The organism is Rhizobium sp. SRI_017 (genome assembly GCF_057586295.1).
On sequence record NZ_JBYCZP010000007.1, the window covers coordinates 40597 to 65324 of the forward strand.

A 24728-nucleotide genomic window follows, 5' to 3' on the forward strand; every position below is an offset into this window, starting at 1 on the left:
AAAACATATCATCTTGCCGTAGGATGATCCGAAAACAGTTATTCATCTGTTGACGGGCCTAGAAATGATATCTATCCGTATCAATTAGCGAGAGATGAAACGTATAGATATCATCATGGGGTTGGACTCAGAATTCTTAAAGGACATCGGACACGTACTGAAAACTGCACGCTTGGCCTCCGCCATGACGCAGGAACAGGTCGCTGACCTCGCTGGCATATCGCGGCCACGGTACCGTGATATCGAAACAGGGGTCGCGGCGGCGCGCACAACAACGCTGATTAATATCGCCCGTGCGCTTGGAATGGAGGTGATGCTGATCCCGCAGGCGGTTGTTCCGGCGGTTGAGGCTTTGTTGCGGCCGAATGACGGCGATGACTTCCCAGCTTTTGTCTCTCGGCCGGACGACGACGATCATGGCTGAGATATTTCAGTCTCCCAAGGCCATCACCTCGCTTCAAGTTTTGTTGAACGATCTAAAGGTCGGTACGATCGTCCGGACGCCTGGCGACTTCAACGCGTTCAACTTCGAGGATTCCTATCGCGCGACAGGCGGTTTCCCAGTCCTCAGCCTGTCATTCCGGTCAGCGGGAGGAGGGTTGCGTAAGGATCCCAAACCTCTCGCCAGAACCCTGCCCGCCTTCTTCGCCAATCTGCTTCCCGAGGACAAGCTGCGCGAGGCGATGGAAAAACACCATGCAGGAAATGTGCGTCCCGGTAACGACTTTGATCTCCTGGCCGCGCTCGGTACCGACTTGCCGGGCGCCGTCCGCGTTGTGCAGGGCGATGGGACCAAGTGGGGCATTGAGGATAGGTCAAAAGACAAGCCGAGAGCGCGCTTCTCGCTTGCAGGCGTGCAGATGAAGCTCTCGGTCATGAAGAACACCGGCAAGGGTGGAGGACTCACCTTCCCGATGGGGGATGAGCATGGGCAGTATATTGCCAAGTTCCCCTCGATGGTGTTTCCAAGCGTATCGGAGAATGAGTACGCCAACTTGGCACTCGCCGCTGCGATCGGCATGGAAGTACCAGAACGGGAACTTGTCGAAAAGTCCGACTTTGAAGGAGTGCCCGAGGAGTTCAACACGCTGTCGGAGGGGAAGGTACTCCTCGTCAGGCGCTTCGATCGCGGCGCTGGTGGTGAGCGCATCCATATCGAGGATTTCGCTCAGGTCTTTGGCATTTATCCATCACGAAAATACGAGGGCGCGGCATATCACGACATCGCGTCCGCGCTCGGCGCAGCTATCTCGCCCAAGGCGGCACTTGAATTCATGCGCCGCCTCGCGCTAGCTGCGATCACCGGCAATGGCGATATGCACTTGAAGAACTGGTCTTTGATCTACCGCGGCAACGGCTTAACGCCCGAACTCGCGCCGGTCTATGATGTCCTATCGACCATTCCCTATATTCCCACGGACACGATGGCCCTGTCGCTGGGAGGCGAGCGCTCCTTCAAGGCGCTCAATGCGCAGCGTTGGAAAATCTTCGCCAATCGCGCAAGACTTCCCGAGCCCGCGGTTCTCAAGGCAGTGGCTGAAGTTGTCGAGCGAGTCAACGCGTGCTGGTGGAGCCTCCCAGAGCGCGCGGCCTTGCCAGATAACGTTCTCCAACGCATCGATGCACATGTGAAATTGATGACGCCGATACTCAGCACCTGCGCCCTATAGACGCCGGCTCAGGATCAGAGAGCCGGCGTCACCCCAATCAGCTCATGCCGCTTCCCAAACCCGGTTCAGGATCTTCGCTACCAGCACGGGCGCTGGAAGTCGGTCATCGGCGACCGGCTGCACGCCAGGAACATCGAAAGCCAGACCACCGAAACGAACATCGCCGCCAGCGTGCTGAACCGCCTTCCAAGATCATGATCGGATTCGGAGGAGCATCATGCCCGCGATTACACCATGTATGCCGCGGAACGGGCTAGCCGGGACTCCGAAGACGGCTCGCAGTGTTCCGGATCATACGTGCGAGCGAAAACTCTACGTCGCAACTCGCGCTCGCCGCGACTATGCGTGCGATCCGGTATTTCAATCCAACCGCATGGCGTGAAAAAGATCGTGCGACCGATTGATCCGATCACGCCACGTCCGACTATCCCGCAGTTCAGCTGGAAAAATCCCCGGCAGGGCGAAAAAGGTGGCTGACGGATCGTCGGCTGTCATCAGAGCTGCCGCCTGTTTCAGTTGGTCGGCCCGCGGGTCGTCGATATCGGCGGTGCGGCCGACGTAATTGATCCAAAGGGCGGTGGCATCGGCGAAAGCGGCACCATCGCGGCCGGCCGCAAGATCGTCGACCGCGGCTGAGAAGATTCGTTGCGGCAGTTTCTGGCTGCCGTCCATGGCGATCTGGCGCGTGCGGTGGGCAATCGTCGGATTGGAGAAACGCTCCAGTAGTTGTTCCTGGTAAGCTGAGAGATCGAGGCCTGGCACAGGGTCGAGAGTTCGCGCTGCTGCTTGCATGTGCCGCCTCACACGCGCCGCATGATCGGGAACTGCCATCACGTCGCGGACAAATTCGAGGTCGGTCAGTTGGCCAAGATAGGCGACCATCGAATGGGCACCGTTCAAGACGCGAAGCTTCATCTTCTCGTAGGGTTCGACATCCTTGACGAAAAGCGCGCCGGCAGCCTCCCATGCCGGGCGACCGGAGACGAAATGATCTTCGATTACCCATTGTATGAAAGGTTCGGTATCGAGCGCAAGTCTGTCCTCGGCGCCGAGCAGGGCTGCTGCGCGCCGGCGTGTCTCCTCCGTGGCTGCCGGAACGATACGGTCGACCATCGTGGACGGGAAGGCGCTGCGCTCGGCGATCCAGTCCGCAAGCGCGGAATCGCGCGCCTCGGCCATTTCCAGCACCAGCCGGCGGACGACGCGGCCATTGGTCGGCAGGTTGTCGCAGCAGAGCACGGTAAAGGGCGGGGTCCCTGCTGCGCGCCGCCGCGCAAGACCTTCGACGATGAAACCGATCACGCCGATGGGGGCGGTAGGTTTGGAGATATCCGCCACGACGGCCGGATGCTGGCGGTCGAGGCGGCCGGTTGCCGGGTCGAGACCGTAGGCCTTTTCGGTAACGGTCAGCGAGACGATGCGGATCGCCGGGTCCGCCAGCAGATCGAGCAGCGCGGCTCCGTCCTGCGTTGCCGTAAGTCCGCCGATCACCGATCCCACGACTCGCACGTCATCCCCCGCTGCACTGCGGGCAGTTACCGAAAAGAGATGATCCTGCGCCTTGAGGTCGCTGATGGGTTCGATCGAGCGAAGACTTGCGCTGATGATTCCCCAGTCACCGAATTCCTGTGCAAGCGCGAGATCGGTGAATACGGCCTGGTGCGCGCGGTGAAACGCGCCGAAGCCGATGTGGAGAATGCCCGGCTTCAGCATGCCGCGATCGTAGGCGGGCGTGGTGACCACGGCGGGAAGCCGCGTCGAGGCGGACAGGCGCTCCATGTCAGGTTAGCCCGTAGTCTGCGTGCGAAAGTGCACGCTCGATTCCGCGAAGTTCGGCCAGGCCTTTGAGGCGGCCGATTGCGGGATAGCCGGGCTGGGCGCCACGGGTGAGGTCATCGAGGATTTCCTGGCCGTGGTCGGGACGCATCGGGATCTGGTGATCCGCCCGGCCCATATTGTCGCGCCGTTTCTCCTCCTTCAGAATTTCGGCGATGACCGCCACCATGTCCGTATCGCCCTCGAGATGCTCGTCTTCGTAAAATGAACACGGCGTCCTGGCCTCCTCGCGTCGCACATTGCGCAGATGGATGAAGTGGATGCGCGGAGCAAACTGGCGGACCATCGCCGGCAGGTCGTTTGCAGCGCGCGCGCCGAGCGAACCGGTGCAGAAGGTCACGCCATTGGCTGGGCTGTCGACCTCGCGCAGCATGAACGCGTAGTCCTCCGCGGAGGACAGGATCCGCGGCAGGCCGAGCAGCGCCCATGGCGGATCGTCCGGATGGGCGCAGATGTTGATGCCTGCACGTTCGGCGACGGGCGTCACCTCGGCGAGAAAATCGACAAGATGGCGCTGCAGCTTTTCCCGATCGATTCCGGCATAGGTTGCGAGATGCTCCCTGAGTTGCGGCAGGCTGTAGCCATCGGCGGAGCCGGGCAGGCCGGCGCCGATATTGCGCGACAGGCCAAGCCGACGCTCGTCAGTCATTTCGCTAAAGCGCTTCGCGGCACGATCGCGCGTTTCTTCATCGTAATCCTTCGCCGCGTCGGGTCGCACGAGCAGGAAGAGGTCGAAGGCGACGAAGTCGATGCGGTCGAAGCGCATGGCTTTGGCGCCATGGCGTGCGGTCCAGCGCAGGTCGGTGCGGGTCCAGTCGAGCACCGGCATGAAATTGTAGCAGACGGTGCGGATGTCGGCCGCAGAGAGGCGGCGCAGCGTCTCCTGCCAGTTGGCGATATGTTCGCGCCATGGGCCAGTCTGCGTCTTGATGTTCTCGGAGACCGGGACGCTTTCGACGACGTCCCATTCGAGTCCGCCCGCCCGGACTTCCGCCTGCCGTTTGGCGATCTCCTCCTTGGGCCAGACGGCGCCCGTCGGAATGTGATGGAGGGCACTGACGATGCCATGCGCACCCGCTTGGGCGGCGTCTTGCACATTCACCTTGTCCACAGGTCCGAACCAACGCCATGTGTGTCGCATATGAATTCCTCAGGAGAGAAAGCTGAGCTGCACCTTGCACGCCGTCGATCGGTCGCTGGCCAGTTCGAAGGCGCTGACGGCCTGATCGATCGGCAAGGTGTGAGAGATGATCGGCCGGACATCGATTGTACGGGACGCGATCAGGTCAACCGCCTGTGCGAATTCGCCGTCGAAGCGCTGGGTGCCGATGAGTTGGAGCTCCTTGCCAACCAGGGCGTTGAGCGGAAGCGTGATATCGCCGGTCACGCCGACCTGAACGATCGTGCCGCGCGGCCTGACCGTGGCGATGGCGCTGCGGAGGGCCGGCTCGGCTGCCGAGCATTCGAACACCACGTCGAATTGACCCTTCTCAGCTTCATAGGCGGCAAGCGCTTCGGCGTCGTGGCTGACGTTGATCGCGCGGGTCGCGCCGCAGGCCAGCGCGCGTTCAAGCGCGGCATCGGCGAGATCAGTCGCCACGATCACGCCGGCGCCGGCATGGCGGGCGGCTGCGATGACAAGCGCCCCAATCGGCCCAACCCCGGTCACCAGGACCTGCTTGCCGCTGATGCCGTCTGCCCGCGACACGGCGTGCAGGCAGACGGCAAGCGGTTCGGCGCAGGCAGCTTCGCCGGCGCTCACCATCTTGCCGGCTGGGAGGCATAGTTTTGCGGGAACCACGAGCCAGTCGCGGAACATGCCCTGCGTATGAGGCAGCCGCATTGCGCTGCCCAGGAATTGCATGTTGAGGCAATGAATCGCGAGACCTTCGCGGCAGAAACGGCACGCGCCGCAGGGCTGGCTCGGATTGATTGCCACAAGATCGCCGAGGGCGAGGCCGCTGACACCAGATCCCAGCGCCGCGATATGGCCGGAGGCTTCATGACCCGGAATGATCGGCTCGCGTACCCTGACAGGGCCGAAGCCGCCGTCCTGGTAGTAGTGGAGATCGGAGCCGCAGATGCCGCCGGCGGCCATCTTCACCAGCACCTCGCCTTCGCCGGGCTCGGCGACATCTGCCGCCTCGACCCGGAGATCGCGCTGCCCATAGAGTCGGGTGAGACGCGTGCGCATGGTCATTTTCCCGGTCAACGGATCAGACCCACTTGCGTCGGCAGCCAGAGGGTGACGGCCGGAACGAACGTGATGAGGATGAGCGCGATGAAGAGCGGAACGAGCCAGGGCAGGATAGCCATCGTGGTGCGTTCCACCGAGAGCTTGGCGATACGCGATAGAACGAAGAGCACCATGCCGAGCGGCGGATGCAGGAGCCCGATCATCAAGTTGAGCGTCATGATCAGCCCGAAATGCACGGGATCGATCTGGAACTGGGTGACCAGCGGCAGCAGGATCGGCACCAGGATGGTGATGGCCGCGATCGTGTCGAGAAAGCATCCGACGAACAGCATCAGCAGGTTCACCAGGATCAGGAACACCCACTTGTTGTCGGTTATCGACAGGATCGCACCCGAGAGCAACTGGGCTGCCTGGCTGACGGTGAGCAGCCATGCGAAGATGGATGCCGCCGTCACGATGAATAGCACGGAAGCTGTCGTTTCGATCGTGTCGAAGGTTGCGCGGGCGAGTGTGGACATGGTCATTGTGCGATAGCGAACCAGTCCGAGGAAAAGTGACCACAGTACTGCGGCGACCGCGGCTTCTGTCGGCGTGAACCAGCCCATCGTCATGCCGCCGATAAGGATGATCGGCGTCATCAGCGCCATGACGGCGGAGAAGTCGAAATACCAGTCCAGCGCGAGCAGTGCGACAAGTGCGATCCCGACTGAAATATTCATCGACAGGCCGGTGGCCATCAGCACATAGACCAGCACTGGAAACGAGAAGACGACGACCACTTCGATCGAGGCCGACAGAAGCCGCTTCATCTCGAAGGGCGTATCGGAGCCCCAGCCGCGCTTGTAGGCGAAGATGGCGACGGTGACCATCATCAGTACGGTCATGATGACGCCCGGCACGATGCCGGCCATGAAGAGCGCGCCGATCGAGACGTTGGCCATCATGCCGTAGATGACGAAAGGCAATGATGGCGGGAAGATCGGGCCGAGTGTCGCGGAGGCGGCGGTGACGCCGACGGCGACTTCCACGGGATAGCCATGATCCTTCATTGCTTTGATTTCGATCGTGCCGATGCCGGCGGCATCGGCCAGCGCCGTGCCTGACATACCCGAGAAGATCACCGAGCCGATGATGTTGACCTGGGCGAGCCCGCCCTTCATCCAGCCGACGAGCGCGACGGCGAAGGAATAGATGCGGCCGGTGACGCCGGCCGAATTCATGAGATTGCCGGCGAGAATGAAGAAGGGCACGGCGAGCAGCGGAAAGCTCTCGACGCCGGCGATCATGCGCTGGGCGGCGATAATGTCGGGGGCCACATTGTAGATGACGAGATAGAGAACCGAGGCTGAGGCCATCGAGATCGCAACGGGCACGCCCACCAGCATCAGGGCGAGAAAGGAACCGACGAGCAGCAGCATGGATCAATCCTCGATTTTCTGGAATTCTTCCGGCCGCTCGAGCACCGAATAGCCGCGGCGCTGGTTGGCGATGAAGACCTGGATGGAGCGGAAGAACATCAGCACGAAGCCGGCCAAGACGCTGTAGAAGACGATGCTGCGCGGCAGGTTGACGGTCACCATGCGCTCATGAGCGACGATCGCCACATAGCGCCACATCAGCCAGCAGGCATAGGCGAAGAAGATGATGCGGACGAGATCGACGAAGATGGCCATGCCGCGCGCGAGCCGGTCAGGGAGGTAATGGTAGAGCACGTCGACCTGAATGTGCCGCGACAGCCGCACGCACATGACGGAGCCCAGAAACACCACGCCGATGAGGCAGTTGGTGGCGATCTCCTCGGTCCACGCATAGGAATTGTTGAGCGCGTAGCGGGTGAAGAACTGCAGGAAGACGCAGCCCGTCATCACCCAGAAGATGGCGAGCGTCACCCAGTCCTCGAATGCGTAGTGGGATATGTCTGCGGCTGGCGCAGCATCCTCGAAGGAATGCGCGAGTTCCTCCGGCGTGATCGGCGTATGGACTTCCTGTGACATGGGATCATCCGGCGAGTGGAGTGCAGAGGGCCGGGCGCCTGTTGAAGAGCGCCCGGCACGGCTAGGTCACTTGATGGCGCGGATGGCGTCCCAGTCTTCCTTCACGTAGCCGAAGTCCTCAAGCTTGACCGTTTCGTTGACGGTCTTTTCGAAATCGGACTTGTCGACCTCGGCAACATCGATGCCCTTGTCCTTGAAGGTGCCAACCAGCTTCTGCTCACGCTCCTCGATGATCTTGGTGGCACGTTCGGCAGCCTGCTGCATCACTTCGGTGAAGATCTGCTTGTCGGCGTCTGACAATTGCGACCACAGGGTCTTGGAAATGAGCGTGTTGAGATGGTCGACGATATGGCCGGTGAGCACGATGTGCTTCTGGACTTCATAGAACTTCTTGGCTTCGATCGTGGTGAGCGGGTTTTCCTGCGCCTCGACGGTGCCGTTCTGGAGTGCCAGATAGACCTCGGCAAAGGCGATCGGCGTCGTGTTGGCACCGCAGGCGCGCGGCATGGCAAGATAGGCAGGCACATCGGGCACACGCATCTTCAGGCCCTGCATGTCGGCGCATTTGGCGATTGGCCGATTGGATGTCGTATGGCGTGTGCCGTAATAGGTAACCGCAGTAATGTGGTTGCCCGATGCCTCTTCATAACCTTGAGCAAGACGCTTGAAGACATCGCTCTTGGTATAGGTGATCAGATGTGCGGGGTCGCGGAAGATATACGGGAAATAGGTTACGCCGATGGGCGCATATTCGCGCGCGGCAAAGCTCGAGCCCGAGATGATGATGTCGACCGTGCCGAGCTTGAGGCCCTGGTTTAGATCGGCTTCCTTGCCGAGTTGCGAGGCGGGGAAGACATCGATCTTGTAGCGGCCTTCGGTGCGCTTGCCGATCTCCTCTGCGGCCCAAACCGATTCGGTGTGGAAGGGTTCCGACGTCTCATAGACATGCGCCCATTTCAGCACGGTCTGGGCCTGAGCGGTCAACGCTGAGGCCAAGGCAAGGGCCGTCGCGCCGAGCAACGTGGTCAATCCGAATTTCATAACTTTCTCCTCCTAAGTTGACGCCAGGGAATCCTGTGGGTCAAATGTTGCCGACGCGCCTCCACGCGGCGGGTATGGTGCCGTCGACGGTCTCCTCTTCGAAGCTCTTCGACAGGCGGATCTGGGATTGCTCAAGATGAGCCCTCATGGCCGCACGCGCGGCGGCAGGGTCGCCGGAGGCGATCGCGTTGCGGACGGCGCGATGCTCCTCCATCGCCGCCCGCCAGGTGTCGGTATTCTCGAAATAGCTGGCTAGCTTCTCGAAATAAGGCGTCATCCGCATGTCGTGGATGCTGCCGATGAAGCGATTGAGCGTCGCGTTGGCGATGATGCCCGAGACGATGACGTGGAAATCGCGGTCGAGCGCCAAAGCCTGCCGCCGGTCCTCGAGTGCGAGCGCCATCTTCGAGAGATTTTCATCCATCTGAGCAATGTGGTCGGGCCGGACAAGTCGGGCGGCCTCTTCGGCGACGGCACATTCCACGACAGCGCGCGCCCTCAATAGCTCGAACGGTCCTTCGAAATCCTCGGGCGGCAGCTCGGCCGATGGCGCCTTTCGCGCCGTCACGTAGATGCCTGAGCCCATGCGGATATCGATGAAACCCTCCACCTCGAGCACAATCAGCGCTTCACGGATCGTCGGGCGCGATACGCCAAGCATTTGCGCAAGTTCGCGTTCAGCAGGCAGGCGGGAACCAGTCGCCAGTTCGCCGCATTCAATGAGACCGCGCATCTGGTCTGCAACCTGACGATAGAGACGCTGCGATTCCACCGCGACAAACATCTTTTCTTCCGACCTCAGGAATAGGCCAAGTGGCCAAGTGGTCATACCAATATGACGTGTTGTATTGGTCCCAAGAATTTTGTCAATCAGATTTGCGACGCGAGTTAGTTTGAGCATTCGCAATAGAGTGCTGCACGATTGCCGCATCATCGACGATCCATCGTTGGGATCCGGGCAGATGGCCGCGTGTGCTGGTGGAGCGGAAATCTGGGCAAGCGCCTAGTAAGACGGAACCGTCACAGCGGTAGATTCATTCTTCTCGTGTCCCATCGAAACCCAGGCCGAGGAGTGTTGTCGTGGCGCCAAGGGCGAATTGGAAGGGCTATCTCAAGCTCGGCGAACTCAGTTGCGCAGTGGCACTCTACACAGCCGCCTCCACCTCTGAACGCATTTCCTTCCACATGCTGAATCGCAAGACGGGAAACCGGCTGAACCGGGAGTTCGTCGATTCCGATACCGGCGAGCCGGTGGAGCGCGAGGATCAGGTCAAAGGATATGAGGTCAGCGATGGCCGCTATGTCGAGCTCGAACCCGACGAGGTCGCAAGCGCCGTGCCGGAGGCCGACAAGATGCTGGAGATCGAAGAATTCGTCGCCTGCACGGATATCGACGATACTTTCTTTGACAAACCCTATTACCTGGCACCATCGGACAAGCAGTCGGCGGAAATCTTCGCGCTGATTCATGAAGGCCTCACCAAGAGCAATGTCGCAGCGGTCGCGCGAACTGTCCTCTTCCGCCGCTACCGAACATTGCTGATCCGTCCGCACGGTCGCGGACTGGTCGCCAATACACTCGTTTATGACTATGAGATCCGTCCGGCCAGCGAAGCCTTCGACGACATTCCGAAGCTCAAGATCCAAAGGGAGATGCTCGATCTCGCCGGCCATATCATCGCGACCAAGAAGGGCCACTTTGATCCCGAAACATTCGATGATCGCTATGAGGCAGCACTCGCCGAACTGGTAAAGGCCAAGACCGAGGGCCGCAAGATTCGCAAACTCAAGCCTCTGAAGGAAACCAAGCCCTCCGATTTGCTCGATGCCCTACGTCGCAGTGCCAACGACGACAGTAAGCCGGCCGAGCGCACGCCGAGCCGGAAGACTGCCAAGCGCGCCGCCCCAATGCGGAAGGCGAGTTAAGCCATGGCGCTCGATACCTATCACGCCAAGCGTGCTTATTTCACGATGCTCAATGCATCACAACGACTGGGTTCTCTGAAGGCAGATCCATGGGAAAATTTCCGGGCGGCGGCGGCAAAGCCGGTGCCGAAGATGTCAAAGTAGCCGCTACTTCTCGCGGCCCTTGGCAAGGCTGGCCTTCAACGCATCCATGATGTTGATGACATTGCTTGGCGGCTCCTCCACCTTGGCCTTGGCTGGGCGGCTCTGCCGCTTCTTCTTCTTGGATTCGATGACCTGGAGCAGGTTTTCCTGCACCGGGTCTTCGGCCAGCGACGCGTCCCATTTCCGCGTCCGCGCCTTGATGTACTTCTTCATAAGCGTGAGTTGTTCAGGCTCGGACTTTTCCTTGCCGATGCCGGTGAAATAGTCCTCGGCGTTGCGTACTTCGTCACCATAGCGGAGCGTCCAGAGGATGATGCCGCGATCACGCGGTTCGAGCAGCACGGCCCGTTCGCGGCGATACATCACGAGCCGGGCAATGCCGACCACCTTGTTTGTCATCATCGCCTCGCGGATCACGGCGAAAGCCTCCTCGCCGACCTTGTCGTCGGGCAGCAGGTAATGCGGCTTGTCGTACCAGATCCAGCTGATCTCGTCTGAGGGCACGAATGTCTCGATGTCGATCGTGCGCGTGCTTTCGAGCGCGACATCGTCCAGTTCATCCTCTTCGAGCATGACATAGTCATCCTCGCCGCGCTGGTAGCCGCGTACCTCGTCGGCCTCATCAACCGGCTTGCGGGTGACACTGTCCACATAGCGCGAGACCACGCGATTGCCACTCTTGCGATTGAGCGTATGGAACCTGATCTTCTCCGCCTCGCTGGTCGCCGGCATCATCGCCACGGGGCAGGTGACGAGCGACAGTTTGAGATAGCCCTTCCAGAAAGTGCGCGGCGCCATGGCGAACTCCGTTTCAATATCCTGAAACGGCCCACATATCCGCGGGGTTCCCGACCGATGAAGGGCGAGAAGCCTTTGCATTGGGCACGCACGTCTGCGGGTCGAACCAGCATGACAAGATTATGTTGCGAGAGGGCGCCGAAACGGCATCCGGCCGAGGTGGAACTGACTCGATCGCGGCGCTGCTGGCAATGGCACGCTCGATGGAGGCAAGGTAGACGACACGATGACGTGGCGTGCTGGCGCAGATACATGCGTTTATTCCGGTCGCCAGGACGTCATCACGGATGACGGTTTTGACCTGCTGCCTCCAAATGTGCAGTCAAATTTGGCTGGGACTTCGCAAGGTAATCATTCGAAACGGGCGATGAGCCATTTTCGAACGCGATCCCTTGGCCCGTGACTGCCGAGCGCTGTGCTGCCAGCCCCATCGCGACCGCCCACCAACCGTCGTCCAGCGTGATCTCCACCGGCTGCAGACCGGCTATGGCGCGCTGGAATTTCTGGTGCTGGTAAAAGGTGGAGCCATTGTGATCACCGGCTTCGAGCAGCGCCGGATCCACCGGGATTTCTATGGCGTGGGGTCCCTTCGGATCCCGCGGCGAGACAATGATCTGTCCCGTGGGAGCCTTGCCGAGATGCGCCGGCCAGAACCGGCTTGGACCCGGGACTAGGCACTCGATCTTGCCCTTCGGACCGATAGCCGAGATTTCCTCCTGATAGCGCGCGCCCTCGGCGAACATGCAGAGCTCCAGCATGGCACGGGCGCCGGAGGCGAAGTCGACGATCACATAAGCGTGGTCCCAGATATCAGAGCGCTCGCCGTCATACGTCTCGTCGAGATGGTTCACGGCCTGGCCGCCGGACGCCATCACGCGCACCGGATCGGATTTCAGGATCAACCGCATGAGATCGAAGAAGTGGCAGCACTTTTCGACGAGCGTGCCGCCGGTCTTGTGGTTGAACCGGTTCCAGTCGCCGATCTTTTCGAGGAAAGGAAAGCGGTGCTCCTGGATGGTGAGCATGCGGATGCCTCCGGTCGCGGCCTCGGCCTCTGCTATCAGCTTGGCCACCGGAGGCATGTAGCGGTATTCCATCGCGACCCAGATCGGGGCGGGATAGCTGGCCCGGAGCGCGGAGATGCGCGGGGCATCCTCCGGCGCCGTAAACAGCGGCTTTTCGACCAGGACGGGGAGGGGGCGGATCGCCGCAATCGCCTCAAGCTGCTGCCGGTGCAGGTAGTTGGGGCTGGCAATGAGTAGGCAGTTCACATCCTCGACGGCAAGCAGCGCCTCGATGGAGTCTACCATGATAGCGTCGGGGACGGCCTCACTTGCCGCCTTGCGCATGCCGGGATCGGGCTCGAAGATCGCGGTGACCCGGCTTTCAGGAAGCAGCGCGATATTGCGGAGATGCTCCTGGCCCATCATGCCGCAACCGATAATGCCGTAACTCGCTTTCACGCTTTCATCCCTTCTATTTCAGGCGTGCCACATAGCGGGCGACCGTGTAATCGAACCAGCTGCGCGAGACCTCGGCACGCTTGCCATTCTGATCGTAACTGACGCGCAGAACATGCGGCGCCGGGCTACCCGGCCGCTGGCCAAATATGTCCGGCGCCCAGTCGGGAACATAGTCGAGGCCCACCTGATCCTCCGCGCGCACGATCCAGAGCGAAAGCGTGGTGCGATAGAAGAGGTAGAGGCTCTCGGACAATGCTTCCCGGTTCAGCACATCGATGAAACTTCCGTCGAGCCAGATCTCCTCGACTGCCGCGGGGCGGCCGTTGAGACGGCGGAGACGGCGGATGCGGTGAGCATCTCTGGATTGGCCGAATTCCGGCAGTTCCGGCGGCTTCGGCAGGCGATCGACCGACAGGACTTCGGCCGTGGGCAGGCCGCCACCCTCGACCAGTTCCAGCCGGAACATGGCATAGACACTCTTCGGGTCCGCGATCGCGCGTACGTAATTGCCCGATCCCTGGACGCGCTCCAGCAGGCCGCGATTCTGCAGTTCCCCCAATGCCTTGCGCAGCGTGCCGACAGCGATGCCGAGCTCGACCGCCATGTCCCGTTCCGGCGGCAGCTTTTCGCCGTCGATCAACCGGCCGGCCGCGATATCACGGACGATAAGTTCGGTGACCTGGAGATAGATCGGCAGGCTGCCGGGGGCGGAGGAGGTCGGTTCCAAGGCAGAAATCGGCTCGGCTGGGAAAAATTGATACACTATTGATCTACATCATTTGAGATGTTACGCAAGAAGAAATTCATTGGCTGGAGGAAGCGCCCATGAGCGTGGTGCCCGTCCGTTCGGAAGACGTCGATGCGGCTGAGGTCTCGTGGTTCGCCGCGCTGTGCTCGGACGATTATCAATTCCTCGGTGTGCCCGACGGCCGCCTGCGTTCGAGCTGGGAGCATTGCTCTGCGATCGCCCGGAAGGCAGAGGCGCTCGGCTTCCGCAATATCCTATGCCCGTCGTCCTATCAGGTCGGGCAGGATACGCTGAGCTTCGTCGCAGGCTGCGCGCCGATCACCGACAAGATCAACTTCCTCGCCGCAATCCGCTGCGGCGAGATGCAGCCGATCATGCTGGCGCGCACGGTTGCCACGCTCGACCACATGCTGAAGGGCCGACTGACGCTCAATGTCATCAGCTCGGATTTCCCCGGCGAGGTCGCCGACAGCGCCTATCGCTACCGGCGCAGCCATGAAGTGGTGGAGATCCTCCGCCAGGCCTGGACGCGCGATACGATCGACCACAAGGGCGAGGTCTACCAGTTCGAGGGCGTGCCGACGGGACCCGCGAAGCCCTACCAGCAGAATGGCGGGCCGCTGCTGTATTTCGGCGGCTACTCGCCTGATGCGCTCGAACTCTGCGGCGCCCAATGCGACGTCTACCTGATGTGGCCGGAGACCAGGGACGTGCTGGCCGAGCGCATGAAAGCTATACACGCCCGGGCTGAGGCACATGGCCGCGTCCTCGATTATGGCCTGCGGGTCCACATGATCGTCCGCGATACCGAGAAGGAAGCGCGTGACTATGCCGAGCATCTCGTCTCCAAGCTGGATGACGAATATGGCCGGCTGATCCGGGAGCGGGCGCATGACTCGATCTCGCTCGGCGTCGCCCATCAGGCGCGAGCCCGCGAACTCGCCGATCAGTTCGGCTATGTCGAGCCGCATCTCTGGACGGGCATCGGCCGGGCGCGATCGGGCTGCGGCGCAGCACTCGTGGGCTCGACCGACCAGGTCCTGTCGGAACTGGAGGCCTACAGGAAGATGGGCATCCGCGCCTTCATTCTGTCCGGCTATCCGCACCTCGATGAGGCGGAGCATTTCGGAACAAAGGTTCTGCCTCAGCTCAAGACCTGTTCGTTGCCGCATGTCTATGGCCGCGTGCCCTCGGAGACGCCGGTGACACCCCTCGGAAATGGAGAGAGACGGTGACGCACCTGGCCATGTCCAATATCGCGCCGGAAGAACACGTCTTCACGCCCGATCCCGCAAACCAGCGCGTCTTCCGCCATGCGCTCGGCGCCTTCACCACAGGGGTCACCGTGGTCAGCGCCATGACGTCAGACGGGCCGACGGGCATGACGGTCAACAGCTTCGCCTCGGTCTCGCTCGATCCGCCGTTGGTCCTGTGGTCGGCGGCCCGAAATTCGGCTCGCCACGGCCTGTTCACCGCGGCCGATCACTATGCGATCCATGTACTCCGTGCGGACCAGCACCTGCTGAGCGCCCGCTTCACGCGCGGCGGCAGCGGTTTCGACGGGCTCGACTGGGAGGAGAACGACGACGGCGTGCCGATCATACCTGGCACGCTCGCGCGGTTCGAATGCCAACGCTACACATTGCACGAAGCCGGCGACCACACGATCGTCATTGGCCGCGTGTTGCGGGCGGCCCAAGGGGAAGGGGAGCCTCTCTGCTTCTCGAGGGGCACATTCGGCCGCTTTGCCGTGGCGGGCTGACGATGTTCAGTGCGGTGGCCGCGATCGCCGATCCGTCATTTGCCGGGCGCCATCCTCGTGCGGGCCGGCCCGGTCGAGGCGCGCTCGACCAGATGGCAGGCGAGTTCCACCCGCCGCGGCAGGAAAGGCAGGCCCGAGAGGTTGTCGTAGAGCAGATCGAGGCCGGACGAGCCTATCTCGCGCATCGGAATATGCATCGTCGTCAGTGGGGGATTGAGGAAGGCCGCTTGCGGCAGGTCGTCCATGCCCATCACGGAGACGTCGTCGGGAACGGCATATCCCATCTGCTGGACGCCGCGCATCGCGCCGACGGCAAGGCTGTCGCCCGCTGCAAGGATCGCGGTGAAATCGAGGCCTCGCTCCTTGATGCGTGTGATGATGGCCTGGGTCGCGAGTTCCGGCAGCCAGTCGTCGACCGGAACCAGAAGATCGGGATCAGCCTGCAGCCCGCCATGCAACAGGGCGTCACGCCAGCCTTCATAACGCCGCTCGATCGTGCGGCGACCGGGCCGCATCAGGAAAAGGATGCGCTCGTGGCCGAGGCCGAGCAGGTGATCGGCCGCGAGCCGGGCGCTCGAACGGTTGCAGGGCGTGACACTAGAGAGCCGCATGAAGGGATCGTCGCTGTTGAGAAGCACGACCGATTTGTCGAAACCGCGGGTTGCCGCAAGCATGTCTTCATCATCGACGGTGAGGAACAACAGACCCGCAACCGCTGGATCGGTGCGCGCCTCGTCGAGCACGACGATTTCCTCGTTTCTGTCGGCGATCGGTCTAGTGACGATCTCAAGGCCGAGCACCTTGGCGCGATCCCGCAGCCCTTCGAGCACATAGAGCGTGAACTGATTGCGGACATAGTCGATCATCGCCGCGCTGGACGCGGCGAGGATGACCTTCTGCCCAGCCACCGCGCGCGGGATCGTGTAATTGGCATCCTTGGCGGCGTCCAGAACCTGCTGCCGGATCTCGGGGCGCACGCCCTTCTCGCCGGCAAGGGCGCGCGAGACGGTGCTCAGCGAAACGCCGCAAGCCTCCGCAATATCCTCCAGCCTCACCCGTCGCGATTTCTTGCCGCGTTTGCCCGCCTCTGGCTTTGCAATCACCGACCGACCCTCCATTCCATTCGTCATCATGAAAAAAATTTTCAGATTGCGCAAGAAAATCTTCTATCGCATGTTTGGTCGGCAGGAGAGAGCCGGGAACGGCGGGAATGGAGGAGTGTCATGGCGGAGTCTGGCGGTAACATCCGCGCAGGTCTGGGCCGGTTGGTCGAAGGCTTTACGGGTCTCCGACATGACGGCCGGTTCCATGAGCCGAACCTCGACGGGACCGCCGGCGATTACATCAGCTTCGACAGTTGGGAATGGCCACAGGGCGTCGGGCTCTACGGAATCATCCGTCTCTGGCAATTCACCGGCCGCGAGGACCTTCGCGTGCTTGTCGAGAACTGGTACGCCGCCCGCATCGGGGCGGGTCTGCCGGAGCTCAATGTCAACACGACCGCGCCGATGCTTGGCCTTTCCATCCTCTGGGCGAAGACGCGCGATCCGCGCTGGCAGCCGGTGCTCGACGCCTGGGCGACCCGGGTCATCACGGAAATGGGCCGGACCTCGGAAGGCGGCTTCGAGCATCATGTCTCCGACAAGGTCAATGATAACGAGCTCTGGGACGACACGCTTTTCATGGTCGCCCTGTTCCTCGCCTCCTACGGCCAGGCCAGCGGCCGGCGCGAACTGGTCGACGAGGCGTCGCTGCAATTCCTGGTTCACGCTCGCTATCTCGCCGATACCGAGACCGGCCTCTGGTTCCACGGATGGACCTTCGACGGCCGGCACAATTTCGCCCGCGCCCGCTGGGCCCGCGGCAATGCCTGGATCACGGCGGGCATCCTCGACGTGCTGGACCTGGCAGAGATATCAAAGCCCGTGCGGGACTTTCTGCTCGGCGTGCTGAAGGCGCAGGTCGACGCGCTTCTGCCGCTGCAGGCTCCATCAGGTGCTTGGCGCACGCTGCTCGACGATCCGACCTCCTACGAGGAAATCTCGGCGACCGCCGGCATCGGCTACGGCCTGCTCAAAGGCTATCGTCTGGGTCTGGGCCCACCCTCATGGCGCGATGCCGGCCTTCGGGCGCTGAGCGCAGTGATGGACAATATCGACGACGCCGGCACCGTGCTCAACGTGTCCTATGGCACGCGCATGGGCCATGACCTGCAGTTCTACCGGGACATTCCGATCCAGCCGACCGGCTATGGGCAGGCGCTGGCGATCCTGTGCCTTTCCGAGGCGCTGCAGCATGTCGAAGCAGAAGGAAATGCGGCATGACGATGAAGATCCTCTATGGTGCCGCGCCTGATGACATTAGGGCCTACGATACGCAGAAGCTGCGCGACGCCTTCCTCGTTGAGGACCTGTTCGTCGGTGGCGAACTGCGTTTCACCTATACCCATGTCGATCGGCTGATCCTGGGCGGCGCGATGCCAACTGGCAAGACGCTAACTTTCGGCAGCGGCGAAGAGATCGGCACGGCGCATCTCTTGTCGGCGCGCGAAATGGGCATCGCCAATCTCGGCGGCACCGGCTCCGTCACCGTCGATGGTGCGACCTTCGACATGGCCAACCGTGACGTGCTCTATATCGGCCGTGGCGCCCGCGAGATCACCCTGTCCAGCCTGTCGGCCGACCGGCCGGCGCGTTTCTACATGAATTCCGTGCCGGCAGGTACCGGCATCCCCCACCGCCTGATCAAACAGGCGGAGTCGAAGGCAGTCGACCTCGGCGATGCCAGGCGCTCCAACAAGCGACGGCTGAGGATGTACATCCATCCCGAAGTCGCGCCGTCCTGCCTGCTCCTGATGGGCATTACCGATCTTGCCGAGGGCAGCATCTGGAACACCATGCCGCCGCACATCCATGAGCGGCGGATGGAAGCCTATTGCTATTTCGACATGGCGCCCGAGGATCGCGTTGTCCATCTGATGGGCCAGCCGGACGAAACACGGCACCTGATCGTCGCCGACGGCAATGGCGTGCTGTCACCCGCCTGGTCGATCCATATGGGCGCCGGCACCGGCCCCTACGCCTTCGTCTGGGGCATGACCGGCGAGAACCAGGAATACAACGACGTTTCCCCCGTAGCAGTGGCGGATCTCCGATGAGCGGTCAATCTTACCTCACACGCGGGTTGAAGGCGGGCGACGCGATCCGCTACTGGCAGCTCGGCACGATTGCCGAGGAGCGCTTCGACGCGCCTGACGCGCCGATGAAGGGGGAGATGGATCCCTTCTTCTTTCTAACCAAGCACAAGAATTTCATCCCGCACGAATATCCCTGCCGCACCATCTTCGCCGAACGCTATCGCGGCAAGCGGCCCGATGTCCGAGGCTCCTTCAGCGCTGCACGCTGGTGGCTGCCCTTCGGTTCGCCGCGACTTGATCTCTCAGGCTTCTGGTTCCGGCCGACACGGCTCGCGACCTGGTCGCGGACTTATGTCGAAGCTGAAACTGCAGGGACCGCGCGCCTGAAACTCGGCACCTGCGGCGGTTCAGTGCTCTGGCTCAACGGCAGCGAGATCGGCTGGACGGCGCCCTATAGCCGGAACCTCGAGGCCAAGCAGGAGTTCGAGCTGCCGCTGGTCGCGGGCCTCAACGAGATCACTGTCTTCTTCGACGATCTCGCCGAACGCGACGCGCGTTATTTCTTCCAGCTCGACTATCTCGATGGCCCGAGCGCGCAGGTCGCCGTCCCGGTTCCCGTCGAGGCATCGGTCGCGGACGCCTTCGAAGCCGCGCTCGATCGCATGTATTTCGATCGCCAGCACTATTTCGATGGCGATATCACGCTGGTCCTGCCGAGCACCGTGCCGGTCGAGACGTCAGTCAATGTCGCCGTCGAAGGCGATTTCATGTCGCGTGAACGGTTCGATCTCGACTTCAGGCTGGCTGCGGGCCAGGACCAGCTGGTGATCGGGCCGGCCGAGAAGGCGCCCGCCGATTTCCGGCATTTCCGTATCGCGCTGAGTTCCGGCGGCTTCGTCGTCGCCCGCTCGCTGGGTGTCGAGATTTGCCACGCCGTCCGTCAGGGCACAGCAAGCCCCTCGCTGTCGAAGCGGATTTCGGAAACGCTCGACGAGGTCTCGGAACATTCCGAGCGTGATACCGTGCGCGCCTTTGCCCGCCTCGCAAGCGGCCGCGCCGGCGCTGATACCGATGCCATGATCGAGGAGATCCTGCCCTCGATCGAGGATTGCCACGATTGCGCCGACTTCTCGCTCGTGCCGCTGATCTGGTCGCGGACGGTCTGGGGCAACGATATCGGCGAGAAGACGCGGGCACGCATCGACGCCGCGATCCTCAATTACCGCTACTGGATGGATGAGCCCGGCAATGACGTTCAGTGGTATTTCTCCGAGAATCACGCGCTGCTGTTCCACGCCTCGGCCTATCTCGCCGGCCACCTGCTCCAGGATCAGACCTTCGTTCGATCGGGCCGAAAGGGTGCGGATCAGAATGCCATCGGCGCTGCCCGTGTGCGCGCCTGGCTCGACCATTTCGAGAGTTGGGAAATGGCGGAATTCAATTCCGCTCCCTATTTCCCGATCGACCTCAAGGGCCTGACGGCCCTTGCCGCGCTCGCGCCGGATGCAGACATAGCCGAACGCGCCAAGGCGGGCATCGTCAGGCTCTGCGAAGTGGTGGCGCGCTCGGCCCATCACGGCATGATTACCGCCGCTCAGGGACGATCCTACGAGCATACGCTCTGCGCCGGCCGGTCGCTCGAACTGTCAGGCATTGCGCGACTGCTCTGGGGTAAGGGCTGGTACGGCCGCAGGGTCCATGCCCTGCCGCAGCTCGCCGTCTGCCTGCGTGACCATGGTCTCGCCATACCCGAAAGCCTGGCCTCGATCGCCGACCATCGCGGAGAGAAGCATCAGGAATGGACCTTCGCCCAGGGCGAGAGCCGGTTCGCTGCGCTCTATCATTACAAGGGCGCGCATTTCGCCATGGGTTCGGCCGCGCATTACCGCTGGCACGAATGGGGCTATCAGGAGACCATCCTGCATGCACGCATCGGCGAGCGCCCGGAAGCGTCCGTGTGGATCAACCATCCCGGCGAGACGATCCAGTTCGGCTATGGACGCCCGTCCTACTGGGGCGGCTGCGGCACGATCGCCCGCGTCCAGCAATATCGCGGGCTCGCCGTGCTCGATTTCTCCGCATTCGAGGAACAGCCTGATTTCACCCATGCCTGGTTTCCAACCCAGGAGTTCGAGGAAAGCCGCGTCGAGGGCAGCCTCGCGGCGGCGCGTAGCGGAAATGGCGCCATGCTCATTCGCGGCAGCCACCCGCTGGAAGTGGTGACCGACGGACCGTCCGCCCATGCCGAGCTGCGCCAATATGGCCGCGCGACACGCTGGATCGTTCGGGTGTCGGAGGTCGGAAACCTCGATGAGGCGATCGGCCGCTTTGTCGACTTGTCGATCGAGGAAGCGGGTGAGGGCGATTTCATCGTCCAGGATCCGGACTACGGACACGTGCGCTTCCGCGCCGATGGCGTGGTCGAAGCGGAAGGGCGAACCGTATCGCCCAAGGAATTCACGGTGAGCGGGGAGGCTACCCTGCTGGCAGCGACGTAATGGCGCCGTGTCGGGAGGAGCCGGCGCGATTGTCACATTGGGGGCGGCACAATCGCCTCAAACAAGGAGGAGAACGGAAATGAAGAGGATGAAGACCGTACTTGCGGCGCTCGCCGTGGGACTGATGACGTCAACGGCAGCCCTTGCCGGCGATGTTCGCATCATGTGGTACTCCGACGGCGTCGAAGGCGAGGTCCTCAAGGACCTTATCGATCGCTTCATGAAGGACAATCCCGACATCAAGGTCAGCATCGACAATGTGGCCTATAATGTCGTCAAGGAACAGCTGCAGGTGCAGCTCGAAGCCGGCAACGGACCCGACATTGCCCGTGTGACCAACCTGAAGTCGCTTGCCAATCATTGGCTCGACCTTCGGCCACTTCTTTCCGACCCAGCCTATTGGGAAGCCAATTTCGGCGACCAGCTCGACTGGATGCGGCCTGACGGGTCCAACATGATCCCCGGTTTCATGACCCAGCTGACCCTGACCGGGGGCTATGCCAACAAGACATTGTTCGATCAGGCCGGGGTGGCAGTCCCGGCCCTGGGATCGAACTGGGATCAGTGGGCGGAGGCAGTCAAGAAGGTGGCGGCGAGCCAGCAGATCCCGTTCCCGATGGCGATCGACCGCTCCGGCCACCGCATTACGCCGCTGATCCTCTCTTACGGCGGGAATTACATCGGCTCCGATGGCAAACCCGCCCCGATCGATGAAGGCACCAAGACCTTCATCACCAAGCTCGTCGACTGGTCGAAGGACGGCACGCTCAGCAAGGACGTCTGGGTCTCGGCGGCGGGTTCGACCTACCGCCCGGCGGCCGACGATTTCATCAATGGCCAGGTGGCGCTCTACTATTCCGGTTCCTGGCAGATCGCCAACTTCTCCACCAAGATCGGCACCAATTTCGATTGGGTCGCAGTCGGCACACCCTGCGGTTCGGCGAACTGCACGGCGCTTGCCGGCGGTGCGGGTCTCGTCGCCATCAAGTACACGAAGAACCCCAAGGATGTCGCCAAGGTGATGGAGTACCTCGCCCGGCAGGACATCGTGAAGGAATTCACCGAACGTACCCTGTTCCTGCCAGCTCACAAGGGTGTCGTCGCGGCGGGCGGTATCGACTTCAAGACCGACGACGCGCAGGCCAAGGCGGCGCTCAACGTCTTCGTCGAAGCTTCCGGCAAGAATTCCGACATCGCCAAGAAGCTGCCGGGCTGGTTCTGGTCGGATACGGTCTACGGCGCGCTCGTGACACGTGTCAGCCAGGCCATGGCCGGTGAGCTTTCGCTCGACGAAGCCTTCCAGCGCATCGACTCCGATATCGCCGCCAAGGTCAAGGACACCGCGCCCTGACGTTTGGGCTGACCAACGCATGCCGCCGCATGATCTGTGCGGCGGCAAACCAAACGGCTCGGGGAGGGGCTCGCAATGAAGTCCGAACAAGCAGCATTGCCGCCACGCCGCGGATTGGGCGAGATCGCCATGGCCCCCGTCTCATTCGTGATGGGACTGCTCGATTTGCCCCTGCGCTGGCTGCAGAAGACCGCAGGCATTGGCGGAATGGCAGGCTTCTTCCTGCTCCCGAATATGCTGATCTTCGGTGTCTTCGTCCTTCTGCCCTTCGTCATCAACTTCGCCTATTCGATGACGGGCGGCCCCGCACTCTTCCTCGGCGACCGCACCTTCGTCGGCGCCAATCAATATGCGCGGCTCTTCGACTGCGCGAACTATCTCGACCCCAACAGCTGCGCCGAGGACACGTTCTGGACGGCAGTCGGCAATACGGGCTGGTTCGTGGTGATCCAGGTCATATTGATGCTGCTGGTCTCGCTGGTCACGGCGCTGATTCTCAACCGCGATCTCGCGGCGCGCAGCTTCTGGCGAGCCGTCTTTTTCTTCCCGGTTCTTCTGTCGCCCGTGGTCGTCGGCCTGATCTGGAAGTGGATTCTGCAACGCCAAGGCCTGCTGAACTTTAGCCTCTACGGGCTCGGCTTCGACCCCTATGTCTGGCTGAACGACCGCAACTGGGCCTTCGCCGCCACGGTCGGCGTGTCGATCTGGGCGCATATGGGCTTCTACACCCTGATCCTGCTCGCGGGCCTACAGGCTATTCCGAAGGATCTTTACGAAGCGGCCGAGATGGATGGGACGCGGCCGGCGCGCGCCTTCTGGCGCATCACCATGCCGCTCCTCATGCCGAACCTGCTCGTCGTCTTCGTGCTCGTGCTCATCCGGGCGGTGCAGATCTTCGATGAAGTCTACGTTCTGACCGGTGGCGGGCCAGGCACCAGCACGCTCTTCCTGACGCAGTATATCTATGAGACGGGTTTCGCCACGGCGCTCCGCAATCCCGGCCTGGCGGCGGCGGCTTCGATCCTGATGGGCGTGGTGCTGATCATCCTGACCCTTATCCAGCTTGGCATAGGTCGCTCCGGTGACAAGAATGGAGGCCGGACATGAGCCGCGTCGCGCAATTCATCTTCCGCCGGAAGGGCGGCAAAGGCTGGCACTGGACCGATATCGTCACCTGGATCTGGCTGATCGGCGGTCTGTTCATCATGTTCGGACCGGCGGTGTGGCTGGTCGGCTCTTCCTTCAAGTCGCCGGCGGCGCTTGCGGAATTCCCGCCGACCATCCTTCCCTATGTGACGCAGAAGACGACCGTGGAAGGATACGACAAGCCGCTTGACCTCTATGAGGCCAAGCTCCCCGACGGCACGACCGCGGTGCTCGCCGAGGTGCGGCGTATCGGCGTGGTCGCCCAGATGGTCGATCCGAAGGCGCCTGGCGATATCGTGAAGGTCAATATCAAAGACCGCACGCCGCTCCGCACCATGGCCTTCGCGACCAACAACTACACCGAGCCGTTCGTCCATTTCGACTTCGTCCGCTATCTCTGGAACTCGGTCTTCGTCACAGTCATCGCAACGCTGATCACGCTGATCGTCAATTCGATGGCGGCCTTCGCACTCAGCAAATACGAGTTCCGAGGCCGCTCGCTGGCAATGCTGCTCATCCTGGCGACTCTTATGGTGCCGCTCTCGGTGATCATGGTGCCGCTCTATTCGATCATCTCGACGCTCGGGCTCTTCAACAGTCTCTGGGGCGTGATCCTGCCCACGGTCGCCACGCCGACGGGTGTCTTCATCCTGCGCCAGTACATGCTGACCATCCCCGACGAATTGATCGATGCCGCCCGCATGGACAAGGCCTCGGAATGGCAGATCTACTGGCGCATCGTGCTGCCGCTAACGGCGCCGGCGCTTGCCGTGCTCGCCATCTTCTCGGTCGTCTGGCGCTGGAACGACTTCCTCTGGCCGCTGATCGTGCTGTCGCGGAAGGAGCTTTACACGCTTCAAGTCGGGCTGAGCATGTATTCCGGCGAGCTGAACGTGCAGTGGCACTTCATTCTGGCCATGACGGTGGTGACGATGATCCCCGTCGTTCTGGTCTTCATCTTCCTGCAACGCTTCATCACGACCGGCATTGCCGGGGCGGGATTGAAATAGGGGTTCGA

At 61.9% G+C, this 24728-nt stretch carries 23 protein-coding genes; 12 read left to right on the plus strand and 11 right to left on the minus strand.

All coding sequences use genetic code 11. From position 1 onward, the window contains the following. Positions 1–94: 94 nt before the first annotated feature. Positions 95–424 carry a helix-turn-helix domain-containing protein gene (locus tag AC2YI2_RS16700; RefSeq protein WP_487387624.1) on the plus strand — a complete coding sequence of 110 codons (330 nt, stop codon included), beginning with the start codon at positions 95–97 and terminating at the stop codon, positions 422–424. After that, positions 417–1670, plus strand: coding sequence for a type II toxin-antitoxin system HipA family toxin (locus tag AC2YI2_RS16705; protein WP_487387850.1), 1254 nt, complete (start codon positions 417–419; stop codon positions 1668–1670). Before AC2YI2_RS16700 ends, AC2YI2_RS16705 begins: the two co-directional genes overlap by 8 nt. A gap of 360 nt (positions 1671–2030) precedes the next feature. Here the strand turns inward: AC2YI2_RS16705 and AC2YI2_RS16710 are convergent, their stop codons facing one another. From AC2YI2_RS16710 to AC2YI2_RS16740, 7 genes are all read right to left on the minus strand, one after another. Beyond that, positions 2031–3449: a mannitol dehydrogenase family protein gene (locus AC2YI2_RS16710; RefSeq protein WP_487387625.1), complete on the minus strand. Its 1419-nt coding sequence runs from the start codon at positions 3447–3449 to the stop codon at positions 2031–2033. 1 nt (position 3450) lies between these two features. Then, on the minus strand, positions 3451–4647 hold the full coding sequence (gene uxuA, locus AC2YI2_RS16715) for a mannonate dehydratase (protein ID WP_487387626.1): 1197 nt from the start codon (positions 4645–4647) through the stop codon (positions 3451–3453). A 9-nt stretch (positions 4648–4656) separates the two neighbouring features. Next, a complete protein-coding gene (locus tag AC2YI2_RS16720) occupies positions 4657–5700 on the minus strand; it encodes an L-idonate 5-dehydrogenase (protein WP_487387627.1) in 1044 nt (347 codons plus the stop codon). Between the two features lie 14 nt (positions 5701–5714). Continuing rightward, positions 5715–7121, minus strand: a complete 1407-nt coding sequence (locus AC2YI2_RS16725) for a TRAP transporter large permease (RefSeq protein WP_487387628.1) — start codon at positions 7119–7121, stop codon at positions 5715–5717. Between the two features lie 3 nt (positions 7122–7124). Next, positions 7125–7697, minus strand: coding sequence for a TRAP transporter small permease (locus AC2YI2_RS16730; protein WP_487387629.1), 573 nt, complete (start codon positions 7695–7697; stop codon positions 7125–7127). A 66-nt stretch (positions 7698–7763) separates the two neighbouring features. Next, positions 7764–8738: a sialic acid TRAP transporter substrate-binding protein SiaP gene (locus tag AC2YI2_RS16735; RefSeq protein WP_487387630.1), complete on the minus strand. Its 975-nt coding sequence runs from the start codon at positions 8736–8738 to the stop codon at positions 7764–7766. 40 nt (positions 8739–8778) lie between these two features. Then, positions 8779–9522, minus strand: coding sequence for a FadR/GntR family transcriptional regulator (locus AC2YI2_RS16740; RefSeq protein WP_487387631.1), 744 nt, complete (start codon positions 9520–9522; stop codon positions 8779–8781). Positions 9523–9818: 296 nt separating this feature from the next. Between AC2YI2_RS16740 and ku (AC2YI2_RS16745) the strand changes: the two genes are divergently transcribed. Both ku (AC2YI2_RS16745) and AC2YI2_RS16750 read left to right on the plus strand, forming a co-directional pair. Further along, positions 9819–10664, plus strand: coding sequence for a non-homologous end joining protein Ku (gene ku / locus AC2YI2_RS16745; protein ID WP_487387632.1), 846 nt, complete (start codon positions 9819–9821; stop codon positions 10662–10664). Positions 10665–10667: 3 nt separating this feature from the next. Next, on the plus strand, positions 10668–10808 hold the full coding sequence (locus tag AC2YI2_RS16750; RefSeq protein WP_487387633.1) for a hypothetical protein: 141 nt from the start codon (positions 10668–10670) through the stop codon (positions 10806–10808). Positions 10809–10811: 3 nt separating this feature from the next. Here AC2YI2_RS16750 and ku (AC2YI2_RS16755) read toward each other — a convergent pair whose 3' ends face one another. From ku (AC2YI2_RS16755) to AC2YI2_RS16765, 3 genes are all read right to left on the minus strand, one after another. Further along, a complete protein-coding gene (gene ku, locus AC2YI2_RS16755) occupies positions 10812–11606 on the minus strand; it encodes a non-homologous end joining protein Ku (protein WP_487387634.1) in 795 nt (264 codons plus the stop codon). Positions 11607–11887: 281 nt separating this feature from the next. Then, the gene (locus tag AC2YI2_RS16760; protein ID WP_487387635.1) at positions 11888–13069 is read right to left on the minus strand and encodes a Gfo/Idh/MocA family protein; all 1182 of its coding nucleotides are present in this window, start codon (positions 13067–13069) and stop codon (positions 11888–11890) included. Between the two features lie 13 nt (positions 13070–13082). Next, on the minus strand, positions 13083–13796 hold the full coding sequence (locus AC2YI2_RS16765; protein WP_487387636.1) for a GntR family transcriptional regulator: 714 nt from the start codon (positions 13794–13796) through the stop codon (positions 13083–13085). Positions 13797–13894: 98 nt separating this feature from the next. Here AC2YI2_RS16765 and AC2YI2_RS16770 point away from each other — a divergent pair, with 98 nt between their 5' ends. Both AC2YI2_RS16770 and smoA read left to right on the plus strand, forming a co-directional pair. Then, on the plus strand, positions 13895–15052 hold the full coding sequence (locus AC2YI2_RS16770; RefSeq protein WP_487387637.1) for an LLM class flavin-dependent oxidoreductase: 1158 nt from the start codon (positions 13895–13897) through the stop codon (positions 15050–15052). An 11-nt stretch (positions 15053–15063) separates the two neighbouring features. Beyond that, on the plus strand, positions 15064–15579 hold the full coding sequence (gene smoA / locus AC2YI2_RS16775) for an NADH-dependent FMN reductase SmoA (protein ID WP_487387851.1): 516 nt from the start codon (positions 15064–15066) through the stop codon (positions 15577–15579). A gap of 35 nt (positions 15580–15614) precedes the next feature. Here smoA and AC2YI2_RS16780 read toward each other — a convergent pair whose 3' ends face one another. Continuing rightward, a complete protein-coding gene (locus AC2YI2_RS16780) occupies positions 15615–16697 on the minus strand; it encodes a LacI family DNA-binding transcriptional regulator (protein WP_487387852.1) in 1083 nt (360 codons plus the stop codon). A 105-nt stretch (positions 16698–16802) separates the two neighbouring features. Between AC2YI2_RS16780 and bglB the strand changes: the two genes are divergently transcribed. From bglB to AC2YI2_RS16810, 6 genes are all read left to right on the plus strand, one after another. Next, on the plus strand, positions 16803–17903 hold the full coding sequence (bglB, locus tag AC2YI2_RS16785; protein ID WP_487387638.1) for a beta-galactosidase BglB: 1101 nt from the start codon (positions 16803–16805) through the stop codon (positions 17901–17903). After that, entirely contained in the window at positions 17900–18736 is an 837-nt protein-coding gene (kduI, locus tag AC2YI2_RS16790) for a 5-dehydro-4-deoxy-D-glucuronate isomerase (protein WP_487387639.1), read from the plus strand. The genes bglB and kduI overlap by 4 nt, the downstream gene beginning before the upstream one ends. Then, complete coding sequence (locus AC2YI2_RS16795; protein WP_487387640.1) at positions 18733–21213, plus strand: hypothetical protein; 2481 nt, start codon at positions 18733–18735, stop codon at positions 21211–21213. The genes kduI and AC2YI2_RS16795 overlap by 4 nt, the downstream gene beginning before the upstream one ends. 79 nt (positions 21214–21292) lie before the next feature. Further along, positions 21293–22564: an ABC transporter substrate-binding protein gene (locus AC2YI2_RS16800; protein WP_487387641.1), complete on the plus strand. Its 1272-nt coding sequence runs from the start codon at positions 21293–21295 to the stop codon at positions 22562–22564. Between the two features lie 75 nt (positions 22565–22639). After that, entirely contained in the window at positions 22640–23671 is a 1032-nt protein-coding gene (locus AC2YI2_RS16805) for a carbohydrate ABC transporter permease (protein ID WP_487387642.1), read from the plus strand. Then, entirely contained in the window at positions 23668–24720 is a 1053-nt protein-coding gene (locus AC2YI2_RS16810) for a carbohydrate ABC transporter permease (protein ID WP_487387643.1), read from the plus strand. The genes AC2YI2_RS16805 and AC2YI2_RS16810 overlap by 4 nt, the downstream gene beginning before the upstream one ends. Positions 24721–24728 lie beyond the last annotated feature (8 nt).